This is a genomic window from Longispora albida DSM 44784 (assembly GCF_000379825.1).
Taxonomy (GTDB): domain Bacteria; phylum Actinomycetota; class Actinomycetes; order Mycobacteriales; family Micromonosporaceae; genus Longispora; species Longispora albida.
The window spans coordinates 295,860-314,489 of record NZ_KB903837.1; the positions used below are offsets into that span (position 1 = coordinate 295,860).

Here is an 18,630-nt window from a genome sequence, read left to right on the forward strand (position 1 = left end):
CGATGAGTGAGGCTGGACTGCCGCCCGTGGACGGCCTGGTGCTGGCGGAGGCGGTCGACGCGCTGCCTGCCCGGCTCCGCAAACGCCTCGACGACACGGTGGCCAAGGCCCAGGGCTGGCCGGTGTCGGCCTCCGGGGACTCGGCTGTCGTCGTGACCGTGGACGAGAGCACAACTGTCACCCTGACGATGGACGCGGGGGCGGTCCGAACCGGAGACGGGGCGGTGTGCAGCTGCTTGCTCGCGCCGAACTGCCTGCATCGTGCGGCGGTGCTGTCCTGTGCCCCGGTCGCTGAGGTGGCCGAACTCGCAGCTACGGCTCCCGAGTCCGAAGTGGAGAGTTTCACGGAGCCGGCGGCTGCCGCCGACCTGACAGCCGGGCAGCGTGCTGCGGCCGATGCGCTGTGGCGGCAGGGTGTTTCCGTGCTCGCCGCTGGTGTCCAGGGTGCCGGGGTGGTGACGGAAGCCGGGCTGTATCGCGCGGCCCATGCGGCCCGGGCCGAGGGGCTGCACCGGATCGCCGCGACGACGAGGCGGGTTGCCGCCGGGCTGCGTTCCGCCCGCGAACAGCACGCGGCTTACCGGCTGCCGGTGATGACCGACGACCTGGGAGAGCTGCTGGCGCTGTCCCGGCAGCTGTGCGATCCGGCGCTGCCGGCTGACCTGGCTCCCGACCTGGTCGGCACGGCGCGGCGGGGGTACGAGCTGCACGGCAGCCTGCGCCTGTCCGGGCTGTGCAGCGTGCCGGTGGTGGCCCGGTCGGGTCACGCGGGCACGGTGACGTACGTGGTCGCCAAGGACAGCACGATCTGGGCGATCGCCGACCTGTACCCGGGCGGCGCCGACCGCGCGCTGACCGCTCCGCACGCGACGGTCGCGCTCGGTGAGGCCGCCCTCAGCCATCGCGCGCTGACCAGGGCCGGGCTGGTGGTGTCCGGGGCGACCGCCTCGGCGCATCGCCAGCTGGGGGCCGGTAAGTCGGTCAAGGCTGTCCGGGCCTCCGGTGCGAGCTGGACAGCCGAGCCGCTGGCGGGACTCTGGGCGGAGCCGGTGGCGGCCCAGGCGGAACGGGCCTTCGCCTCCCTGGGGCTGCCAGTCACGGCCCGGCCAGCCGGGTCGGATCTGATGTTCCTCCGGGTCCGGCTGCTGGGCCGAGGGCCGGACGGGCTTCCGCAGGCCGCGACGCCGGACGGGCTGCGGATCACGCTCACGGCACCGGGCACGGGCCGGGCACTGCCCTATCAGGACAATCTCCAGGTCCTCGCGCAGGCGCCCGGTACCGAGCTGCTTCTGATCGGCCAGCCCGACCCGGCCAGCCCGCTCACCCTGATCGCTCTCTCGGTGGGTGTGCCGGACGACGCGGAGTCCACGCTGGCGCTTCCGGCGGCGTGGGGCGGCCACGCCGACCTGGGAATCGACCGGCTGCACCGCAGCCACATCCCGGGGTACACCGGGAAGGGCGAGGCTGCCAGGGGAGGTGAGGCCGAGGTTGCTGGGGAGGGCGACGATGCCATGGCCTCCGGAGAGAGCGGTGTGCGTGGCGAGGCGAGCGGTGAAGGGGAAGTTGAGGCCAACGCCGGCGGCGACGAGCTGGAGCCGGTGGTCGTCAGGCCGGCCGACCCGGCGCTGGCGCTGCTCCGGCGGCACATCGAGCGGATCACGGCCGGGGGCCGGGCGGTGCAGGCGCTGGCCGGTGTGGACAGTGGTGCGCTGCGCCGTGCCCGGTTGGAGACCGGGGCCGCGCTGCTCGACCAGGTGACGCTCGCGGCGAGGGACCGGGGCCGGGATCCGTTCGGGCGGATCACCTCGGACTCCGGGGAGGAGTTCGCCCGGAGCTGGCTCGCACTCGTGCTGTACGAGGCGGCGGCGGCCAGGGCCTTCGCCCAGGCGGGATGGATGGTCTCCTGACCGGGTCTCCGACGGGCGTGACAGCAGCCCGGCCCCGGTGTGACCCGTAGCGGATACGGGAACACCGGGGCCAGGACGTCGGGTCAGCCGCTGATGCTTTCCTTGCCGTTCTCGAGGTGGCCTGCCAGGCGGCGCGCGAAACCCGGTTCCTCGGCGACCGTGATCGTCATGTCGTACCAGCCGTGGGACCTGGCGGTGCCCTGGATCAGCTCGTACTCCCTGCCGGGCTTGACGTTGATCCGCCGCTCGCCGTCGACGACGAACGTGCGGAGAGCCGGGCCACGGTTGACGAGCGTGATGGCGAGCTGCCGGGTCAGGCCCCGGATCGCGGTGCGGACCTCGATCTGCTCGGCTCCCGCCCCGGTGAACTCGCGGCGGAAGCCGTTCGGGCCGGTGACCAGGAGCTGGTAGGTGTCCGTGGCCGGTACGTCCAGTGTGGAGGAACCGAGGACGTCCAGGTGCTGTGGCTTGGTGAACTCGCCGGCGTACGGCCACACGATCAGGTGCGCGCTCGACGGGCCGTCGTTGCGGACGGACAGGACACCGCCGGTGTAGGAGGCGTCGGGCTGGTAGGGGAGCGGGCGGGCCGGGCGGGTGCCGTCCTCCTGCACCGGCTGCGCCTGGGTGGCCGGGGGTACGGGGCGCCAGCGGGGAGTGGCCGGCGGGGTCGGGGCCGGGCTCGTCACGGCCGGCTGCCTGCGCCCGCGGTCGAAGCAGAAGGCGGAGGTGAGGTCGCCGGCCACGGTACGCCGCCAGGTGCTGATGTTCGGCTCTGCGACGCCCAGCCACTCCTCGGTGAACCGGACCATCGAGGTGTGGTCGAAGGTCTCCGAGCAGACGTACCCGCCGACGGTCCACGGGGACACCACGATCATGGGTACCCGGATACCGAGGCCGATCGGCTGGCCGTCGACCCACTCGTCCTTGAAGGCAGCCGGGGGCACGGGCGGCGGGACGTGGTCGAAGTAGCCGTCGTTCTCGTCGTACGTGATGAACAGGGCGGTGCTCGCCCACACGTCCGGGTTCGAGGCGAGGGCGTCGAGCACCTGGTACGTGATGTTCGCGCTGGCTGCGGGGGAGGAGGCGCCGGGGTGCTCGGAGTCCTTCGCTGAGGGTACGAGATAGGAGACCTGGGGCAGGGTGCCAGCCTCGACGTCGGCGCGGAAGGCCGCGGCGAGCGTGCCGGGGCGAACGCGGTGCAGGGCGCGCTCGAACCGGGCGCGCTCACCCGGCTCCAGTGTGGCCACTCCGGCTGCCAGCGCCTCGAAGAGCGGGGCCGGGTCGGCGGCGGCGGACACCTTGCCGTAGAAGGAGTCCAGGCTCTTCAGGCCGAGGCCGGCCAGCGCCTTGCGGGCGATCTGCTTGAACGGCGCGTGGAACTCCAGGTTGTTGTCCTGGTAGTTGTCCCACTCCTGGTACACCTTCCAGGTCTTGCCTGCCTGTTCGAGGCGCTCGGCGTAGGTGCCCCAGGTGTAGCCGGGGTGGGTGTCCTCGGCGTAGGCGGAGTTGCCGGTGGCCCGCTTGCCGTTCGGCTCGTAGCCGATCGTGCCGCTGACGTGGTAGTTGCGGTTCGGGCTGGTGGAGCTCATCACCGAGCAGTGGTAGGCGTCGCAGATCGTGAACGTGTCGGCCAGCTCGTAGTGGAACGGCAGGTCGGTGCGGTCGTAGTACGCCATCGTCGCGGCACCCTTGGCGCCGATCCAGCCGTCGAACCAGCCCTCGGCCCAGGCCTTGTGCCCGTCGGCCCAGCCGTGCGGCAGGTCGCCGATGTAGTGGATGTCCTTGTTTCCGGCCTTCGCGGCCTCGCGCACCGAGAAGGGCAGCACCTCGCCCCCGGCCGTGCCGGGCTTGGGCTGGGCGAAGACGCTCCTGCCACTGCGCTGCCGGACGGCGTTGGGGTCACCGAAGCCCCGCACGCCGCGCAGCGAGCCGTAGTAATGATCGAAAGACCTGTTTTCCTGTACCAGGTAGACGACGTGCTTGATCGCCGGCAGCCCGCCGGGCTTGGCCGGCTGGGCGAGCGCGGCCTGGACGGACGGCGGCAGGAGCGAGGCGGCGGCGACGGCACCGGCCGAGGCGGCACCGTAACCGAGTACCGCGCGGCGGCTGAGGGGCAGCGAGTCAGACATGAGCCGTGTCTATCCACTGATCATGGCTCTGGAGTGAACTCCGCCGAAACCCCAGGCCAGGCTGGCGCGGCCAGTGGTCTGGACCACTAGCTCGTGTGCCATTCCCGAAACTCTGGGCGGGCTGCCCGCGTTGGGCAGGGTATGGATGACTTACGGGCGTACCTGCTCTCCGGGCCGCGCCGCACCCCGCCGCTCTCCGCCCCGGTACCCGTCCCCGCTCCTGTCCCGAAGTTCTTCAGCCGCAGGCTGCTGCTCCGCGCGGGCCTGGCCGGCGCCGGGCTGGCCTGGCTGGGCGCCGACACCGTCCGCGCCTCGGAGACCCCGCCGGCCGTGGCGCACGACCCGGTGTCTGCCGAGTACGCGCTGCGCCTTCTCAAAGCCGGCAACCAGAGATACGCCAGGAACCACGAGGTCCACCCGGACGCGAGCGCCGGGCACCGCAGCCGCGTCGCGTCGGGCCAGCACCCGTTCGCGCTGGTCGTGGGCTGCGTCGACTCCCGCGTACCACCGGAACTCGTCTTCGACCTCGGCCTCGGTGACCTGCTCGTCGTCCGGACCGCCGGGCACGTCCTCGACGCCGTCGCGCTGGCGAGTGTCGAGTTCGGAGTGAAGGAACTGCACGTGCCGCTCGTGGTCGTGCTCGGGCACTCGCGATGCGGGGCGGTGACGGCCGCTGTCCAGCACGTGCTGTCCGGTACCGCGGCTCCGGGGCGGCTCGGGGTACTCGTCGAGCAGATCGCGCCAGCCGTGCGCGAGGCGCGGACCCGGCCGGGAGACCTGGTGCAGAACACGGTCCGGTGCCATGTCGACCGGGTACGGCGCGAGCTGGCGGCTGAGGACAGCTGCCGGGTGGTCGGGGCGCGCTACGACCTCGACACCGGCCGGGTCAGCTTCACGGGATGACGTGAGGCTGACCCGGCCGGTGCCGAGGCGGCAGATCCTAGAAGAACGGCCTGCCGTAGTACGTGCCGAGGCTGTCCCGGTACGTGGCGTCGTCACGGAGATCCTTGCCGTACGGCGGGGAGTCCTTGATCTGCTCCTTGGTCCTGGCCACGTACACCTTCCGGTTGGCCACGTCCACCTGGCTGATCACTCCGGCCGGCAGCATCACGAGGCTGCCGAAGATCCACGGGCCGGTGTCGACCACCAGGTACGAGCCGCCCGCGTCGTGCGTCGCCTCGTCAACATGGCCGATGCTGCCGTCGGTCGCTTCCACCGAGTATCCGGCCAGGTCGGTCACACCGGGGGCGTAGCCAGACGTGGCAGGGTAGTTCCACGGGTCCCAGTTCGTCATGACGCCTCCAAGAGTCCTGTTTGCGTCTGTCCTCGGTGGTGGGTTACCCGGAGGTTTCCGCCCGCAAACCGGGTACGGCACAATCGCGGGATGGATGCGATCGCCCCGCCCGCCGGATCGCCGGTGACCCAGACTCCCGCCGAAGTGGTCGAGCGGCAGCTGGCCGCGTACAACGCCCACGACCTGGAGGCCTTCGCGGGGTGCTACGCGGAGGAGACCAGGATCGACTACCCGGACGGGTCGGTCATCCAGGGCCGGGACGCCGTGCGGGAGGCGTACGCCGCGCAGTTCGCCGAGGGCAGGTGCCGGGCGGAGATCGCCGGCCGGCTGACCGAGGGCGGCTGGGTCGTCGACCACGAGGTGGCCCACGGGCTGGCGGAAGAGCCGGTCCGGCTCCTCGTCGCGTACCGGGTCACGGACGGGCTGATCGACCGGGTGCGCTTCCTCCGCTAGCCGCCGGGGTCCTCGGCTGGACGTGGCGCTGGGCTCGGCTCAGCCCTCTGCGAGGGAGGCCAGGACCGCCAGCAGCTGGGGTGGCTCGACATCGCCGGTCAGGTCCTTCAGGTCCGCCTCGGTCACCCAGGCGTGCGAGACCAGGTTGCCGGTCTCGTCGGGCATGAGGCCGGCCGGCCGGACCTCCGGCGTGCCCGCGTACCTGGCCAGGAAGAACGCTTCCGCGCCGCCGTAGTGCTTGCCGTTCCAGCGGACGTCGCGCTCGACCATCACGTACCGCTCGCCGATCCGGGCGGGATCGAGGCCCGTCTCCTCGGCGAGTTCGCGGCGGGCTGTGTCCAGGTAGGACTCGCCGTCCTCGACGCCGCCGCCGGGAGGTTCCCAGACGAGGTGGCCGTCGAAGGGGTCACGCCACTGGATGAGCAGGATCCGCCCGTTCTCGTCGAGGCAGAGGACGCGGACGGCTGGCCGGTGGATGATCACACGTGGACTGTACGCAGGGGGCGTGGTCTGCGCGGGGTCGCGAGTGGACGCTACGCGTCCCGGTACACGAAAGCGAAGTAGGCGCAGGCGGCGACGGCCAGTGACCAGAGGCCGAAGATCCCCAGCCCGCCCCAGCCCCCGTCCGTCAGGCTCTGGGCCTGCAGGGCGTTGGTGAACGGCAGGATGTCCGCGATCCACGGGAAGCGCCCGCCGAACACCGACACCAGCGGCACCTCGACGATCAGCGCGATGACGAGCGGCAGGACGATGCCGAGCGCGGTGTTCCTGGTCAGGGCGGCGATGCCGAAACCCCAGGCCAGCCAGCCGATCACGACCACAGCGACCCGGGCGGCGAGCGCCCAGACGGCACCGCTGAGCCCGAGCGTCTGCCCGGCCACGGCGGCGATGACAACACAGGCCGCCGCGGCGACCAGGAACACGGCGAGCGCGAACGCTCCCGCCACGGCCAGCTTGGCCGCGAAGACCGCCGGCCGGATCGGGAAGAGCGTGAGCGTCGACCGGATCGTGCCGAACCGGTACTCCTGGCCGATCGACTGCGCCCCGAACCCCGCGAACACGAACCCTCCGAAGAGGAGCGGCAGGGTCAGGCAGGCCGCCAGGTTGCCCGGGCCGTCCGGCTCGGCGGGCGTGTTGGCGACGATGAGCGCCTGGAACGCCCCGGCCAGCACGATCGCGATCGCGGCCAGGATCCACGTCCCGGGCACGGACGAGATCCGCCGCCACTCGTACTGGATCATCCGGCTACTCCTCCTGGTCCGCGCTCGTTCTGCGCCGCGTACTCCTGATGGTCCGAGGTCAGCTCGAGGAAGGCCTGCTCCAGGCTGGCCGTCCGCGTGGTCAGCTCACGCACCGGCTGCCCGCAGTGGAACGCGACCTCGCCGACCTTCTCGGTCGTCGTCCCGCTGACGGCCACGCCGTCGGGACCCTCGCGGACGGCCGACAGGCCCTCGGCGAGCAGGTGACCGAGCAGCGACACCGGGTCGGGCACACGGACCAGCACGTCGTTGCGGGTGCTCCGGGCGACGAAGGCCGCCAGCGGCTCGTGCGCGATCAGCCTGCCCCGGCCGATCACCACGAGATCGTCGGCCATGAGCTGCATCTCCGACATGAGATGGCTGGAGACGAAGACGACCTTGCCGTGGGAGGCGTACGCCCGGATGAAGTCACGCAGCCACGCGATCGACTGCGGATCGAGCCCGTTGGCCGGCTCGTCGAGCAGGAGAACGGCAGGCTCGGCGAGGATCGCGCTGGCCAGGCCGAGCCGCTGGCCCATGCCGAGCGAGAACCCCCTCGGGCGCTTGCCGGCCACGGTGCCCAGCCCGACCTGCTCGATCACCTCGTCGACCCGGTGATCCCGGACCCCGCTGCCGGCCGCGAGCATCCGCAGGTGCGCCCGCGCCGTCCGGTTCGGATGGAAGGACTTCGCGTCGAGATGCGCCCCGGCGACCCGGCCGGGGACGGGATGCTCCGCGAGCTGCCGCCCGTCGTAGAGCGTGCGGCCGTCACCGTGGTCGAGCCCGAGCATCAGCCGCATCGTCGTGCTCTTGCCGCTGCCGTTCGGCCCCAGGAACCCCGTGACCCGGCCCGGTTCGAGCACGAAGCTGACCTCGTCGACCGCGCGCTTCGACCCGAACGACTTCCCGAGGCCGGCCGCTTCCACAATCATGACGAAGAGCTTATTTTGTACCGGGAACGGCGTTCACACTTCCCACGATATTCCCCGCACCGCTCCCGGCAACGCCCGGGCGCCCCGCCCGGCGCACCACACCCGGCCGCGAACCCGCCCCGCAGCCCCCGCCGTCCGTCCACTCCGTCACCGCGCGGGCTCCCGCGGCCTGCCGGCCGCACGCCCGTGCTCCCCAGCCACCCACCACGCGCCCGGCCCGAACCTCACGCGCTACCGCGCGCCAGACCTCAACCCACGCGCTACCGCGCGCCCTCGCTCACGCTCGGGACCCGCTCCGCTCCCGCGGCCTGCCGGCCGCGCCGCTCCGCGGCCCTGCGCACCACCGCGGCCCCACTCACCACAGGGAACAACCACCCCTCACCCCTGCTCCACCAGCTCCCACCGGCTCCCCGGCTGTGGCTGGATCAGGTACGAGCGGCCGCGCTGTAGCGGCTCGGCGCGGTCGGTGAGTGGCAGGGCGGAGATCGGCTCGCCGAGCTGGGTCAGCCGGGCCTGGCCCCACTGGCCACCACGGATGATCCAGTCCCAGCCGTCGTGGCTGAGCAGGTAGGTGGTGTCCGGCTCGAGCCAGTACGGCCGCATCCCGTCGCATTCCAGCCTCAGCCGGGTGATCCGGGCCGACCCGAGATCGGGGTCGTGGTGGGTGTCCAGAATGCCGAGCGCCGTTGTCAGCAAAGCCATCCTCCTCCGCCAGCAGTACCAGCCTGTTCACCAGTACGTCAGCGGCGGCAGGGCCAGCGTTACGCCACGCCGGCCCACCACACCCGGGCCACGCCCCCGCGAGCGGGACGACCCAGGGCCTACCCCAGCCGGACCAGCATCTTCCCCGTGTTGGCTCCGCCCAGCATCCCGATGAACGCCTCGGCGGCGTTGCCGATGCCGTCGACGACGGTCTCCTCGACCTCCAGCTTGCCGTCCTTCAGCCAGCCGGCGACCTGCTGGGCGAACTGCGGGGCCAGTTCCTGGTGGTCCCCGACGAGCATGCCCTTGAGGGTCAGCCGCTTGCCGATCGCCAGCCCGAGGTTCGACGGCCCGGCCACCGGCCCGGTCGCGTTGTACATGCTGATCGCCCCGCACATCGCGACCCGCCCGAAGGGGCGCATCGTCGAGATCGCGGCCTCCAGGTGCTCACCGCCCACGTTGTCGAAGTAGACGTCGACGCCGTCCGGCACGGCTGCCTTGAGCTGCCCGCGCACGTCCCCGGCCTTGTAGTCGATCGCCGCGTCGTAGCCGAACTGCTCGACGAGCCGCTTCGCCTTCTCCGGCCCGCCTGCCGACCCGACGACCACGCTCGCGCCGAGCAGCTTCGCGAACTGGCCGGCCAGGCTCCCGACCGCCCCGGCCGCGCCCGACACGAACACGGTCTCGCCCGGCTGGAACTGTGCCACTTCCAGCAGCCCCGCGTACGCGGTGAGCCCCGGCATGCCCAGCACACCCAGGTAGGCGCTGGCGGGTGCCAGTTCCGTGTCGACGATCCGCCCGGCCGTGAGCAGGGCGTATTCCCGCCAGCCCGCCGAGTGCAGCACGTGCGCGCCGACCGGGTAGTCAGGGTGCTCGGAGGCGACGATCTCGCCGACCGCCCCGCCGTCCATGACCTCGCCGAGCTGGAACGGGGGCAGGTACGACTTCACGTCGTTCATCCGGCCCCGCATGTAGGGGTCGACGGACATCCACGTGTTGCGGACCAGGAACTGGCCGGGGCCGGGTGCCGGCACCTCGACGCTCACCAGCGCGAAGTCAGAGGGCTTCGGGGCGCCGACGGGCCGGGCGGCAAGATGTACTTCGCGGCTCATGACCGGAAACGTCACAGGAGAACTCATGGCCCCACGCTACCACTTGCGTGCGCACGCACATATACTTGACGAGTGACCTTCGATACCCACGGTGACCGCCGCAACCAGGACCCCGGCCAGCACCCGAGCCCGATCCCCGACCCGGCCTTCTACGGCCTGATCTGGGCGGGCAACGCCCTCACCTGCCTGGTCGACAAGGCCCTCAGCGCCCGGCACAACATGCCGCTGTCCTGGTTCGAGGCGCTGTTCTGGCTCGCGCAGCAGTCGGAGCCGGTCACCGCGACGCAGCTCGGCGAGGCGGCCATGCTGTCCCGCAGCCGCCTGTCGCGGGTGCTCGACGAGCTGGCCGCCCGGGGCCTGATCACGCGCGAGCCGAGCCCGGCCGACGCCCGGGCCACCGTGGTGGCCCTGACCCCGGCCGGGCAGGAGCTGTACGCGGCTGCCGACGAGACCCGCCGGGAGGTCATCGCGCCGTACTTCACCGACAAGCTGACTGCCGCCGAGCTCGCCACGCTCACAGCCATCTGGCGCAAACTCCGCACGTAACCCGGGCCACTCGCCCTCAGTTCAGCCTGCTCAGATCCGCACATCCACCTCGAACTCACCACGCCCGAACACCATCGACTCCACTCGCCCCGCAGCCGCCACGTCCGCGAGGGCCAGTTCCATCTCCGCAGGCCCGCTGGCGCTCACCGCGCTCACCGGTGCCCGCATCGACAGCTTCGCCGCCGACTTCGCCTTCCTGATCTCGCCGATCATGCGGGAAGCCAGGTCGAACACCACAGTGGATGCCCGGCCCCCCGGAGCGGCTGGCCACTCCGCCCGGTGGATGGACCCCTCCCGGAACCACGACCACACTTCCTCGGTCACGAACGGCAGGTACGGCGCGAACAGCCGCAGGAGCACCGACAGTGCCTCGCGCAGCGTCGCGATCGCCGACGGGTCGCCGGCGTAGGCGCGTTCCTTCACCAGTTCCACGTAGTCGTCGCAGAACGACCAGAAGATCCGCTCGGCCTCGGCCAGCGCCGCCGCGTGCTCGTAGTTGTCCAGTGCCCCGGTCGCGGCCCGGCAGGCCTCGTCCACGGCCGCCAGGAGCGCCAGGTCCACGGGAGCCTCTGCCCGCCCGCCCCGGTCCTCGAAGGACAGCACGAACGAGCCCACGTTCAGCAGCTTCATCGCCAGCCGCCGCCCCACCTTGAACTGGGCGGGCTCGAAGGCCGTGTCCACGCCGAGCCGCCCGGAGGCAGCCCAGTACCTGGCGGCGTCCGGCCCGTGTTCCGCGAGCAGCCCCACCGGCGTCAGGGCGTTGCCCTTGGACTTGCCCATCTTCTTCCGGTCGGGGTCGAGCACCCATCCCGAGATCGCCGCGTGCTTCCACGGCAGCTCCTGGGCCCGCACCAGGGTCGCGAACAGCCAGGTACGGATGATCTCGTGAGCCTGTGGCCGCAGGTCCATCGGGTACGTCCTGGCGAGCAGGTCCGGGTCCTCCTCCCAGCCGCACACGATCTGCGGGCTCAGTGAGGACGTGGCCCAGGTGTCCATGATGTCGGTCTCCCCGCTGAAGCCACCCGGCTTGCCCCGCTGGTCCTCGGCGTACCCGGGCGCGGTGTCCACCGCCGGGTCCACCGGCAGGGCGGACTCCTCCGGCACGATGGTCCGTCCATAGTCGACGGCCCCGTCCTCGCCGATCGCGTACCACACCGGGAACGGCACCCCGAAGTGCCGCTGCCGGCTGATCAGCCAGTCGGAGGTCAGCCCGGTCACCCAGTTCTCGTACCGGGTCCGCATGTGCTGCGGGTGCCACTCCAGCTCGCGCCCCCGTTCGAGGAGCCGCTCGGTGTGGGCCATCGTCTTGATGAACCACTGCCGGCTGCTCACGATCTCCAGGGGCAGGTCGCCGTTCTCGTAGTACCGCACGGGGTGCGTGATCTGCCGGGGTTCGCCGATGAGCTCGCCCGACTCGCGCAGTGCCGCCACCACGGCCCGCCGGGCCTGCCGCACCGTCAGCCCCGTGAGTTCACCAGCACCCGTCATCCGGCCGTCGCGCCCGATGATCACCCGCGTGTCGAGCCCCAGCTCCCGCCACCAGATCACGTCCGTCGCGTCGCCGAACGTGCACACCATCACCAGGCCCGTACCCTTCTCCGGGTCGGCCAGCCGGTGCGGGTGCACGGTCACCTCGTGCCCGGCGAAGGGCACGCGCACCCGGGTACCAAAAAGATTCTGGTAGCGGGAATCCGCAGGATGCGCAACCAGCGCCACGCACGCGGGCAGCAGCTCTGGCCGGGTCGTGTCCACGCGCAGCCCGCCGCCGAAGGCCAGGGTGTGGAAGTGCCCGGGGGTCTCCTTGTCGATCTGCTCGGCCTGGGCCACGGCCGTGCCGAAGGTGGTGTCCCACGACGTCGGCGCCTCTGCCTGGTACGCCTCACCGCCGGCCAGCGCCCGCAGGAAAGCCCGCTGGGCTGCCCGCCGGGCCTTCGTCCCGATCGTCGTGTAGGTCTGAGACCAGTCCACCGACAGGCCGAGCCGCCGCCAGAGTTCCTCGTAGGCCTGCTCGTCCTCCGCGGTCATCCGCTCGCACAGCTCGATGAAGTTCTGCCGGGACACCACGTGCGGCTCGCCGTCGGGCTCGAAGCCGGGGTCGTAGGGCAGTGCCGGGTCGCAGCGCACGTTGAAGAAGTTCTGCGCGCGGCGCTCGGTCGGCAGGCCGTTGTCGTCCCACCCCATCGGGTAGAACACTTCCTTGCCGCGCATCCGCTGGTAGCGGGCGATGATGTCGGTGTGGGTGTAGCTGAACACGTGCCCCACGTGCAGGGTGCCGCTCGCGGTCGGCGGCGGGGTGTCGATGGAGTAGATCTCGGCGCGGCTCTTCGACCGGTCGAAGGTGTAGGTGCCGTCGATGGCCCACTGCCCGGCCCACTTCGGGCCGAGCTCGTCCAGGTTCTTGTTCATCTGTGTGATCGCCTTCGCGCATGCCACGATGGCCGGGCTCTCGGACCGGCCGGGGAAAGGAGAGCGCAGGGGGAGCGGGTGCTACCCGCCCATTACTCGCGGCATGCCCAGGGAACGACGGAACACGATCAGGAACTCGCTGATCTTCATCACGTCTCCCTCCGGGGTCTCACAGTGCGTTCCCGCCATCCTAGCGGGACCCCACCCGCAGGGTCCCGCCAGAAAGAGGTGAACCTACCCAGCCGGGCTCGGCGGTGCCGAGTAGACGGCGGAGCAGTACTCGGCGATCTGCTGTTCCGACAGGTGCTTGGCCAGGTCGGCCTCGCTGATCATGCCGACGAGGGCGTGCGCCTCGATGACCGGCAGCCGGCGGATCCGGTTGCTCTCCATCAGGTCGAGCACCTCGCGCTCGTCGGCGTTGCTGTCGATCCAGACCGGCCGGCCCTGGGCGAGGTCCGCGGCCGTCATCCGGGACGGGTCCTTGCCCTCGGCCATGCACTTGATCACCAGGTCGCGGTCCGTGATGATGCCCATCAGCTTGTTGTCCGGTCCGCAGATCGGTAACGAGCCGACGTTGAGCTCCTTCATCATCTGCGCTGCCCGATCCAGGGTCTCGTGGGACGGCACGCAGGTCACGCCCTTGCTCATGATCTCTTTCGCCTTCATGTCCCCCTCCAGAGGTCGCTCCTCCTGATCGTCGCGTAGCCGGGCGTCACCGACAGCGGAACACGAATTTTTCTGACCAAAAGGCACCCGCGAAAATGGTACTAAGGAAAAGTCAGGTGTTGATGTCGCGCCGGGTGAAGGTCAGCAGCCCGGCGCAGACCAGGACGGCCGATGCCCCGGCCAGGACTCCCGCGTCGCCCCACTGGAAGCCGTTCCGCAGCGGGTCGCCGCCGATGTAGTAGTAGAAGGGCGAGAGCTTCTGCGCCCACTCCAGGCCCAGCTGGGGTCCGAAGCTGTTCATCGCGTACGCGAGGACGCCGATCACGGCTGTCGCCCCGAACACCAGCCCCCGCCGCCCGGCGGCCGACCCGGCGCAGATCGCCAGCGCGCCGAAGAACACGGCCAGCAGGGCCAGGTTGACGCACTGGGCAGCCAGCTGGCCTGCTGAGACGCCGGTCAGCTTCGCGGCAGGCCGGATGAGCAGCAGCGCGCCGAGCACGGCCGCCGAGATCACCACCGACCCGGCCGCCAGCGCCGCGAACCGTTCCAGCAGCAGCCGCGCCCGGCTCACGGGGTGGGCCAGCAGCAGGTCGAGCTGCCCGCTCTCCTCGTCGCCGGCGATGGCCCGCGCCCCGGTCGACGCTCCGAAGAACAGCGCGAGCAGCGGGACGATGATGCCGAACGTGTTGGCGCCCAGGTACCCGGCGGCCGAGGTCATGTCGTTGAGCCGGAAGGCGTCCTTCATGGACTGGGGGAAGGACTTCATCGCCTCTTCCATCGCCCCGTTCGCGAGCTGGGGGTAGAAGCTGGCGTACATCATCGCGACCGCAGCCGTGCCGATCATCCAGCCGAGCAGTGAGCGCCGCGCGTCCCACAGCGTCTTCGTGAACACGTTACGCAGCATGACCAGCGCCGCCTTCGTAGTAGGTCAGGAAGAGTTCCTCGAGGTCTGGTTCCTCGCTGAGCAGGCCGGTAACCGTGTGCCGGGCGGCGGCCTTGACGAGCGCGTCCGGGCTGCCGGACACGCGGCAGCGGAGCACCGTGCCGTCGACGGCCAGGTCCGAGACACCGTCCACAGTGAACTCCTCGGCGCTGACTGGCGCGGCGAAGGTGATCTCGACCTTCCGTACAGCGCGTTCGCGCAGCGCCTCCACGCTGTCCAGTGCGACCAGGGCGCCCTCGCGGAGGATGCCGACCCGGTCGGCGACGGCCTGCACCTCGCTCATGATGTGCGAGGACATGAAGACGGTCTGCCCCGCCGCCCGCGCCTCCCGGACCAGGTCGAGGAACGTGTGCTGCACGAGCGGGTCGAGCCCGGAGGTCGGCTCGTCGAGGATCAGGAGCTCCGGCGAGTGCATGAACGCCTGGACCAGCCCGACCTTCTGCCGGTTGCCCTTCGACAGGCTCCTGATCCTGGCCGTCAGGTCGAGGTCCAGCCGTTCGGCGAGCTCGCCGATCCTGGCCGCTCCGCCGTTGCCGCGCAGGTTCGCGAGGAAGCGCAGGCACTCGCGGACGGTCTGCCTGCCGTCGACCACGAAGTCGCCAGCCAGGTACCCGATCCGGCGGTGCAGGGCGACCGCGTCGGCGCGCGGGTCGAGGCCGAGGACCCGGGCGGTGCCGGCGCTCGGCCGGATCAGGTCGAGGAGCAGCCGGATCGTCGTGGACTTCCCGGCCCCGTTCGGCCCGAGATATCCGAATATTTCGCCGTGGTGCACGTCGAGCGTCAGGCCGGTCAGGCCGCGCCGCCGCCCGTAGGTCTTCGCCAGCCCGGTGAGCTGGATCGCAGCGTCCATATCTCGGACCGTACTGAAGTTTCACAAACTTGTAAAGAATAAAAAGCATGTGGGAAACTGTGGCTCATGAGCGACCTCCACCATGCCGCCGAGCGCCTCGCGCTCGTCCTCACCGAGAACGGCATGCAGCGGATGACCGCCCGGGTCTTCGCCGCGCTGCTGTTCGCCGAGGGCGACACGATGACGGCTGGTGACCTCGGCCAGCAGCTCAACGTGTCGGCGGGCGCGGTGTCCGGCGCGGTGAAGACCCTGCTGACCGTCGGCATGATCGAGCGGGTGCCGGCTCCGGGCAGCCGCCGCGACCACTACCGGTTCCGCGACGACGCCTGGTCGACCGTCATGACGGCCAAGAACCATGTGATCAAGGTGATGGAGGAGACGGCGTCCGAGGGCATCGAGGCCGCCGGGCCGGACAGTGCTGCGGGCCGGCGGCTCGCGGAGATGCGGGACTTCTACCGTTACGTCCTCGGCCAGACCGAGCTGATCCTCGACCGCTGGTCGGCCGCCCGCGCCGAGGGCGAGTACCCGACCCCAGCTCCCTAGGCTGACGATCCCGAGCCCGAACTCGCACCCGGCACGACGAAGCCCGCCTCGTACGCCATGATCACGGCCTGGGTCCGGTTCTCCGCGCCGAGCTTGGCGAGGACGTTGCCGACGTGGGTCTTCACCGTCTCCAGGCTGACGAACAGCCGGCCGGCGATGTCCTGGTTGGACAGTCCCGTGGCCATCAGCCGGAGGACGTCGCCCTCGCGGCCGGTCAGGGGGAGCGGCTTCGGCGCGGCGGCGGGCCGGGCGGCGGCCAGCGCGCGGATCGCCTCGGGGAAGAGGACGGACTCCCCGCCGGCCACCACCCGGATCGCCTGGGCGAGCTGCTCGGGCCTGGCCCGTTTCACCAGGAACCCTGCGGCACCGGCCCGGATCGCCTCGTACACGTAGTCGTCGTTCTCGAACGTCGTCAGCACGAGTACCTTCGACGGGCCGCCCCGCAGCCGTTCCGTCGCGGCCAGCCCGTCGAGTACCGGCATCCGCACGTCCATCACCACCACGTCCGGCTCCAGCCGCCGGGCCAGCGCGACGGCCTCCGCCCCGTCGGCCGCCTCCCCGACGACGTCGAGATCCGGCTCGGCCGACAGCAGGTACCGCAGGCCGGCCCTGGTCAGCTCCTCGTCGTCGGCGAGCACGACAGTCGTGGTGTTCACCGGGGCAGCCTGGCATGCAGGAGCCAGCCGTCCGGAACCGGGCCGGAGGTCAGCGTGCCGCCGAGCACCTGGGCCCGCTCGGCCAGGCCGGTCAGCCCGCGCCCGGAGGGGACGGCAGCCACCTCACCGGGTACCGGATTATGAATTTCGATCTCCAGCGCGCCAGGCACCGCCGAGACCCGCACGCTGATCGGTGAGGCACCGTGGCGCAGCGCGTTCGTCAGTCCTTCCTGGACGATCCGGTAGGCCTCGCGCGACACAGCTACCGGAATCCGCGTGCCAGCACCAGGCAGCTCGTCGGCGACGACCGCACCGGCCTGCCGGATCCGGCTGATCAGCTCCGGCACGTCGGGCAGCCCGCGAGCCGGTGCCCGCCCGGCCGGGTCGTCGCGCAGCACGCCGAGCACGTGGTCGAGATCCTCCAGCGCCAGCCGGGAGGACTCCTCGATGCTCTGCATGGCCCGCCGGGCCAGTTCGGGATCGCTGCCGACCGCGCGCCCGGCGACGGCGGCCTGGATGGTGGCCGTGGTCAGGGTGTGGCCGATCGAGTCGTGCAGTTCCCTGGCGAGCCGGTTGCGGTGCGCGAGCACGGCCCGCTCCTCCTCGATCACCGCCAGCTTCTCCGCGGCGGTCGGGCCGAGCAGCACCGGCGCGAGCCTGCGGAACAGCAGCGTGCTGCCAGCCGTCACCGCCACAGCCAGAGCCAGGAAGAACAGGCCCACCACCGCGTTCCAGGCGCCTTCCACCTTCCAGCCCATGATCGCGTACCCGGGATCCGGCTGCCCGGCCAGCCAGATCCACACAGGACCGACCGCGAGCAGCAGAAACAGGCCGGTGAGGCCCATGAGCGTGCTGCCGAGCCCGGTCGTGAGCGCCAGCCACGCGCCCGTGCGCGGCCAGTCCCGCCGGGCCGGCGCTGGCAGCCCGGAGCCCAGCAGCCGGTTCGCCAGCCACACCGACCCGCCGCGTACCCAGCGCGGGAAACCGGCCGCGAACGCCCCGGCGAGCACCAGCAGGCACCAGGCGAACAGCTTGACGTCGCTCGACCCCGGCACGAACACCGCGACGGCCAGCGCGAACGGGGACACCAGGAAACACAGCACCCAGCCGAGCAGCCCGTGCGCCCAGCCGGTGAGGATCTTCTTCGTCATGCGTTCAGTCTCCGGGCGGCCGGGGCCGCGAACCTCCCCCGCGAGAGCGAACTCTCAGGAGTCCCGGAGTACGACATCCTGGACGATCCGCACCCGTCCACAGTGTTGTATCGAGCCACGCGTATCTCTACGGTGACAGTCACCAACCCCTCGGCATGTGAGGTCACTCGATGAACCGTCGACTCGTCAGCACCCTCCTGGCGGCAGCCACCGGCGCGGTACTCGCCGCCACGACCCTCGCCACCCCGGCCAGCGCCGCACCCACCGCGGTGAGCTTCGCGGGCACCGTGGCGCTGAGCAACTGTTCCGGCTCGATCGTCCGCGCCCCGCACTCGCTGTCTTCCGACCCGGCGCTCGTCATGTCCAACGGCCACTGCCTGGAGAGCGGCATGCCCGGCCCGGGCGTCGTCGTGGTCAACCAGTCCTCGACGCGGTCGTTCACCGTGCTCAGCTCGTCCGGCCGGTCGCTCGGCACGGTCAGGGCCACGAAGGTCTCCTACGGCACGATGACGAGCACCGACGTCGCGATCTACCAGACCAACCGGACCTACGCCCAGATCCAGAGCCAGTTCGGCGTCGCGCCACTGACCCTGGCGAACACCCACCCCACGGCCGGCACGGCGATGAGCGTCGTCTCCGGCTACTGGAAGCGGATGTACAACTGCAACGTCGACGGCTTCGCCTACAAGCTCAGGGAAGCCGGCTGGACTTTCAACGACTCGATCCGCTACACGTCGGCCTGCAAGACCATCGGCGGCACGTCCGGCTCCCCGATCGTCGAGGTCAGCACCGGCAAGGTGATCGGCGTCAACAACACGCGCAACGAGAGCGGCGGGCAGTGCACGCTCAACAACCCGTGCGAGGTCGACCAGGCCGGCAACATCACCGTCCGCTCCGGAATCGGCTACGGCCAGCAGACCTACATCATCGTCCCCTGCATCGGCACCCTCAGCCAGATCGACCTCGCACGCCCGGGCTGCACGCTGCCCCGGTAGTTCCCAGATCAAGAGCCTCAGAGCAAGAGCGAAGAACCTGATTTTGTACCTGTGACGCGCAGTGGCCGGGGAGACGAGGTCTCCCCGGCCACTGCGGTCGTGCGAAA

At 71.0% G+C, this 18,630-nt stretch carries 19 protein-coding genes; 6 read left to right on the plus strand and 13 right to left on the minus strand.

Going from position 1 to position 18,630, the window contains the following annotated elements:
• The first annotated feature begins 2 nt into the window (after positions 1-2).
• Complete coding sequence (locus A3G1_RS39180) at positions 3-1,907, plus strand: hypothetical protein (RefSeq protein WP_157641485.1); 1,905 nt, start codon at positions 3-5, stop codon at positions 1,905-1,907.
• Positions 1,908-1,990: 83 nt separating this feature from the next.
• On the opposite strand, the gene A3G1_RS0129540 is transcribed toward A3G1_RS39180, so the two are convergent.
• Complete coding sequence (locus A3G1_RS0129540; protein WP_018353121.1) at positions 1,991-4,036, minus strand: phosphocholine-specific phospholipase C; 2,046 nt, start codon at positions 4,034-4,036, stop codon at positions 1,991-1,993.
• A 141-nt stretch (positions 4,037-4,177) separates the two neighbouring features.
• Here A3G1_RS0129540 and A3G1_RS0129545 point away from each other — a divergent pair, with 141 nt between their 5' ends.
• Complete coding sequence (locus A3G1_RS0129545) at positions 4,178-4,939, plus strand: carbonic anhydrase (protein ID WP_018353122.1); 762 nt, start codon at positions 4,178-4,180, stop codon at positions 4,937-4,939.
• A 37-nt stretch (positions 4,940-4,976) separates the two neighbouring features.
• Here A3G1_RS0129545 and A3G1_RS0129550 read toward each other — a convergent pair whose 3' ends face one another.
• Positions 4,977-5,330, minus strand: coding sequence for a hypothetical protein (locus A3G1_RS0129550; RefSeq protein ID WP_018353123.1), 354 nt, complete (start codon positions 5,328-5,330; stop codon positions 4,977-4,979).
• 90 nt (positions 5,331-5,420) lie between these two features.
• Between A3G1_RS0129550 and A3G1_RS0129555 the strand changes: the two genes are divergently transcribed.
• Positions 5,421-5,783, plus strand: coding sequence for a nuclear transport factor 2 family protein (locus tag A3G1_RS0129555; protein ID WP_018353124.1), 363 nt, complete (start codon positions 5,421-5,423; stop codon positions 5,781-5,783).
• Between the two features lie 39 nt (positions 5,784-5,822).
• Here A3G1_RS0129555 and A3G1_RS0129560 read toward each other — a convergent pair whose 3' ends face one another.
• The 5 genes from A3G1_RS0129560 to A3G1_RS0129580 all read right to left on the minus strand — a co-directional run bounded on the left by A3G1_RS0129560 (position 5,823) and on the right by A3G1_RS0129580 (position 9,767).
• Complete coding sequence (locus A3G1_RS0129560) at positions 5,823-6,266, minus strand: NUDIX hydrolase (protein ID WP_018353125.1); 444 nt, start codon at positions 6,264-6,266, stop codon at positions 5,823-5,825.
• Positions 6,267-6,316: 50 nt separating this feature from the next.
• Entirely contained in the window at positions 6,317-7,024 is a 708-nt protein-coding gene (locus A3G1_RS0129565; RefSeq protein WP_018353126.1) for an ABC transporter permease, read from the minus strand.
• Positions 7,021-7,953, minus strand: coding sequence for an ATP-binding cassette domain-containing protein (locus tag A3G1_RS0129570; protein WP_245563625.1), 933 nt, complete (start codon positions 7,951-7,953; stop codon positions 7,021-7,023). Before A3G1_RS0129570 ends, A3G1_RS0129565 begins: the two co-directional genes overlap by 4 nt.
• 378 nt (positions 7,954-8,331) lie before the next feature.
• Positions 8,332-8,655 (minus strand): hypothetical protein, encoded by a 324-nt coding sequence (locus tag A3G1_RS0129575; protein WP_157641486.1) that lies wholly within the window; start codon positions 8,653-8,655, stop codon positions 8,332-8,334.
• A gap of 119 nt (positions 8,656-8,774) precedes the next feature.
• Positions 8,775-9,767, minus strand: a complete 993-nt coding sequence (locus A3G1_RS0129580) for an NADP-dependent oxidoreductase (protein ID WP_211216402.1) — start codon at positions 9,765-9,767, stop codon at positions 8,775-8,777.
• A gap of 72 nt (positions 9,768-9,839) precedes the next feature.
• Between A3G1_RS0129580 and A3G1_RS0129585 the strand changes: the two genes are divergently transcribed.
• Positions 9,840-10,313, plus strand: a complete 474-nt coding sequence (locus tag A3G1_RS0129585; RefSeq protein ID WP_018353130.1) for a MarR family winged helix-turn-helix transcriptional regulator — start codon at positions 9,840-9,842, stop codon at positions 10,311-10,313.
• A gap of 30 nt (positions 10,314-10,343) precedes the next feature.
• Here A3G1_RS0129585 and valS read toward each other — a convergent pair whose 3' ends face one another.
• The 4 genes from valS to A3G1_RS0129605 all read right to left on the minus strand — a co-directional run bounded on the left by valS (position 10,344) and on the right by A3G1_RS0129605 (position 15,178).
• Entirely contained in the window at positions 10,344-12,719 is a 2,376-nt protein-coding gene (gene valS, locus A3G1_RS0129590) for a valine--tRNA ligase (RefSeq protein ID WP_018353131.1), read from the minus strand.
• Positions 12,720-12,953: 234 nt separating this feature from the next.
• Positions 12,954-13,385 carry a CBS domain-containing protein gene (locus tag A3G1_RS0129595; RefSeq protein ID WP_018353132.1) on the minus strand — a complete coding sequence of 144 codons (432 nt, stop codon included), beginning with the start codon at positions 13,383-13,385 and terminating at the stop codon, positions 12,954-12,956.
• Between the two features lie 112 nt (positions 13,386-13,497).
• Positions 13,498-14,289, minus strand: a complete 792-nt coding sequence (locus A3G1_RS0129600; RefSeq protein WP_018353133.1) for an ABC transporter permease subunit — start codon at positions 14,287-14,289, stop codon at positions 13,498-13,500.
• On the minus strand, positions 14,279-15,178 hold the full coding sequence (locus A3G1_RS0129605; RefSeq protein ID WP_018353134.1) for an ABC transporter ATP-binding protein: 900 nt from the start codon (positions 15,176-15,178) through the stop codon (positions 14,279-14,281). The genes A3G1_RS0129600 and A3G1_RS0129605 overlap by 11 nt, the downstream gene beginning before the upstream one ends.
• A 66-nt stretch (positions 15,179-15,244) precedes the next feature.
• On the opposite strand from A3G1_RS0129605, the gene A3G1_RS0129610 reads away from it, so the two are divergent.
• Entirely contained in the window at positions 15,245-15,721 is a 477-nt protein-coding gene (locus A3G1_RS0129610) for a GbsR/MarR family transcriptional regulator (protein WP_018353135.1), read from the plus strand.
• Here the strand turns inward: A3G1_RS0129610 and A3G1_RS0129615 are convergent.
• Entirely contained in the window at positions 15,718-16,377 is a 660-nt protein-coding gene (locus tag A3G1_RS0129615; protein ID WP_018353136.1) for a response regulator transcription factor, read from the minus strand. The genes A3G1_RS0129610 and A3G1_RS0129615 overlap by 4 nt on opposite strands.
• Positions 16,374-17,528, minus strand: a complete 1,155-nt coding sequence (locus tag A3G1_RS0129620) for a sensor histidine kinase (RefSeq protein WP_018353137.1) — start codon at positions 17,526-17,528, stop codon at positions 16,374-16,376. The genes A3G1_RS0129615 and A3G1_RS0129620 overlap by 4 nt, the downstream gene beginning before the upstream one ends.
• A 170-nt stretch (positions 17,529-17,698) precedes the next feature.
• Between A3G1_RS0129620 and A3G1_RS0129625 the strand changes: the two genes are divergently transcribed.
• The gene (locus tag A3G1_RS0129625) at positions 17,699-18,523 is read left to right on the plus strand and encodes a S1 family peptidase (RefSeq protein WP_018353138.1); all 825 of its coding nucleotides are present in this window, start codon (positions 17,699-17,701) and stop codon (positions 18,521-18,523) included.
• Positions 18,524-18,630 lie beyond the last annotated feature (107 nt).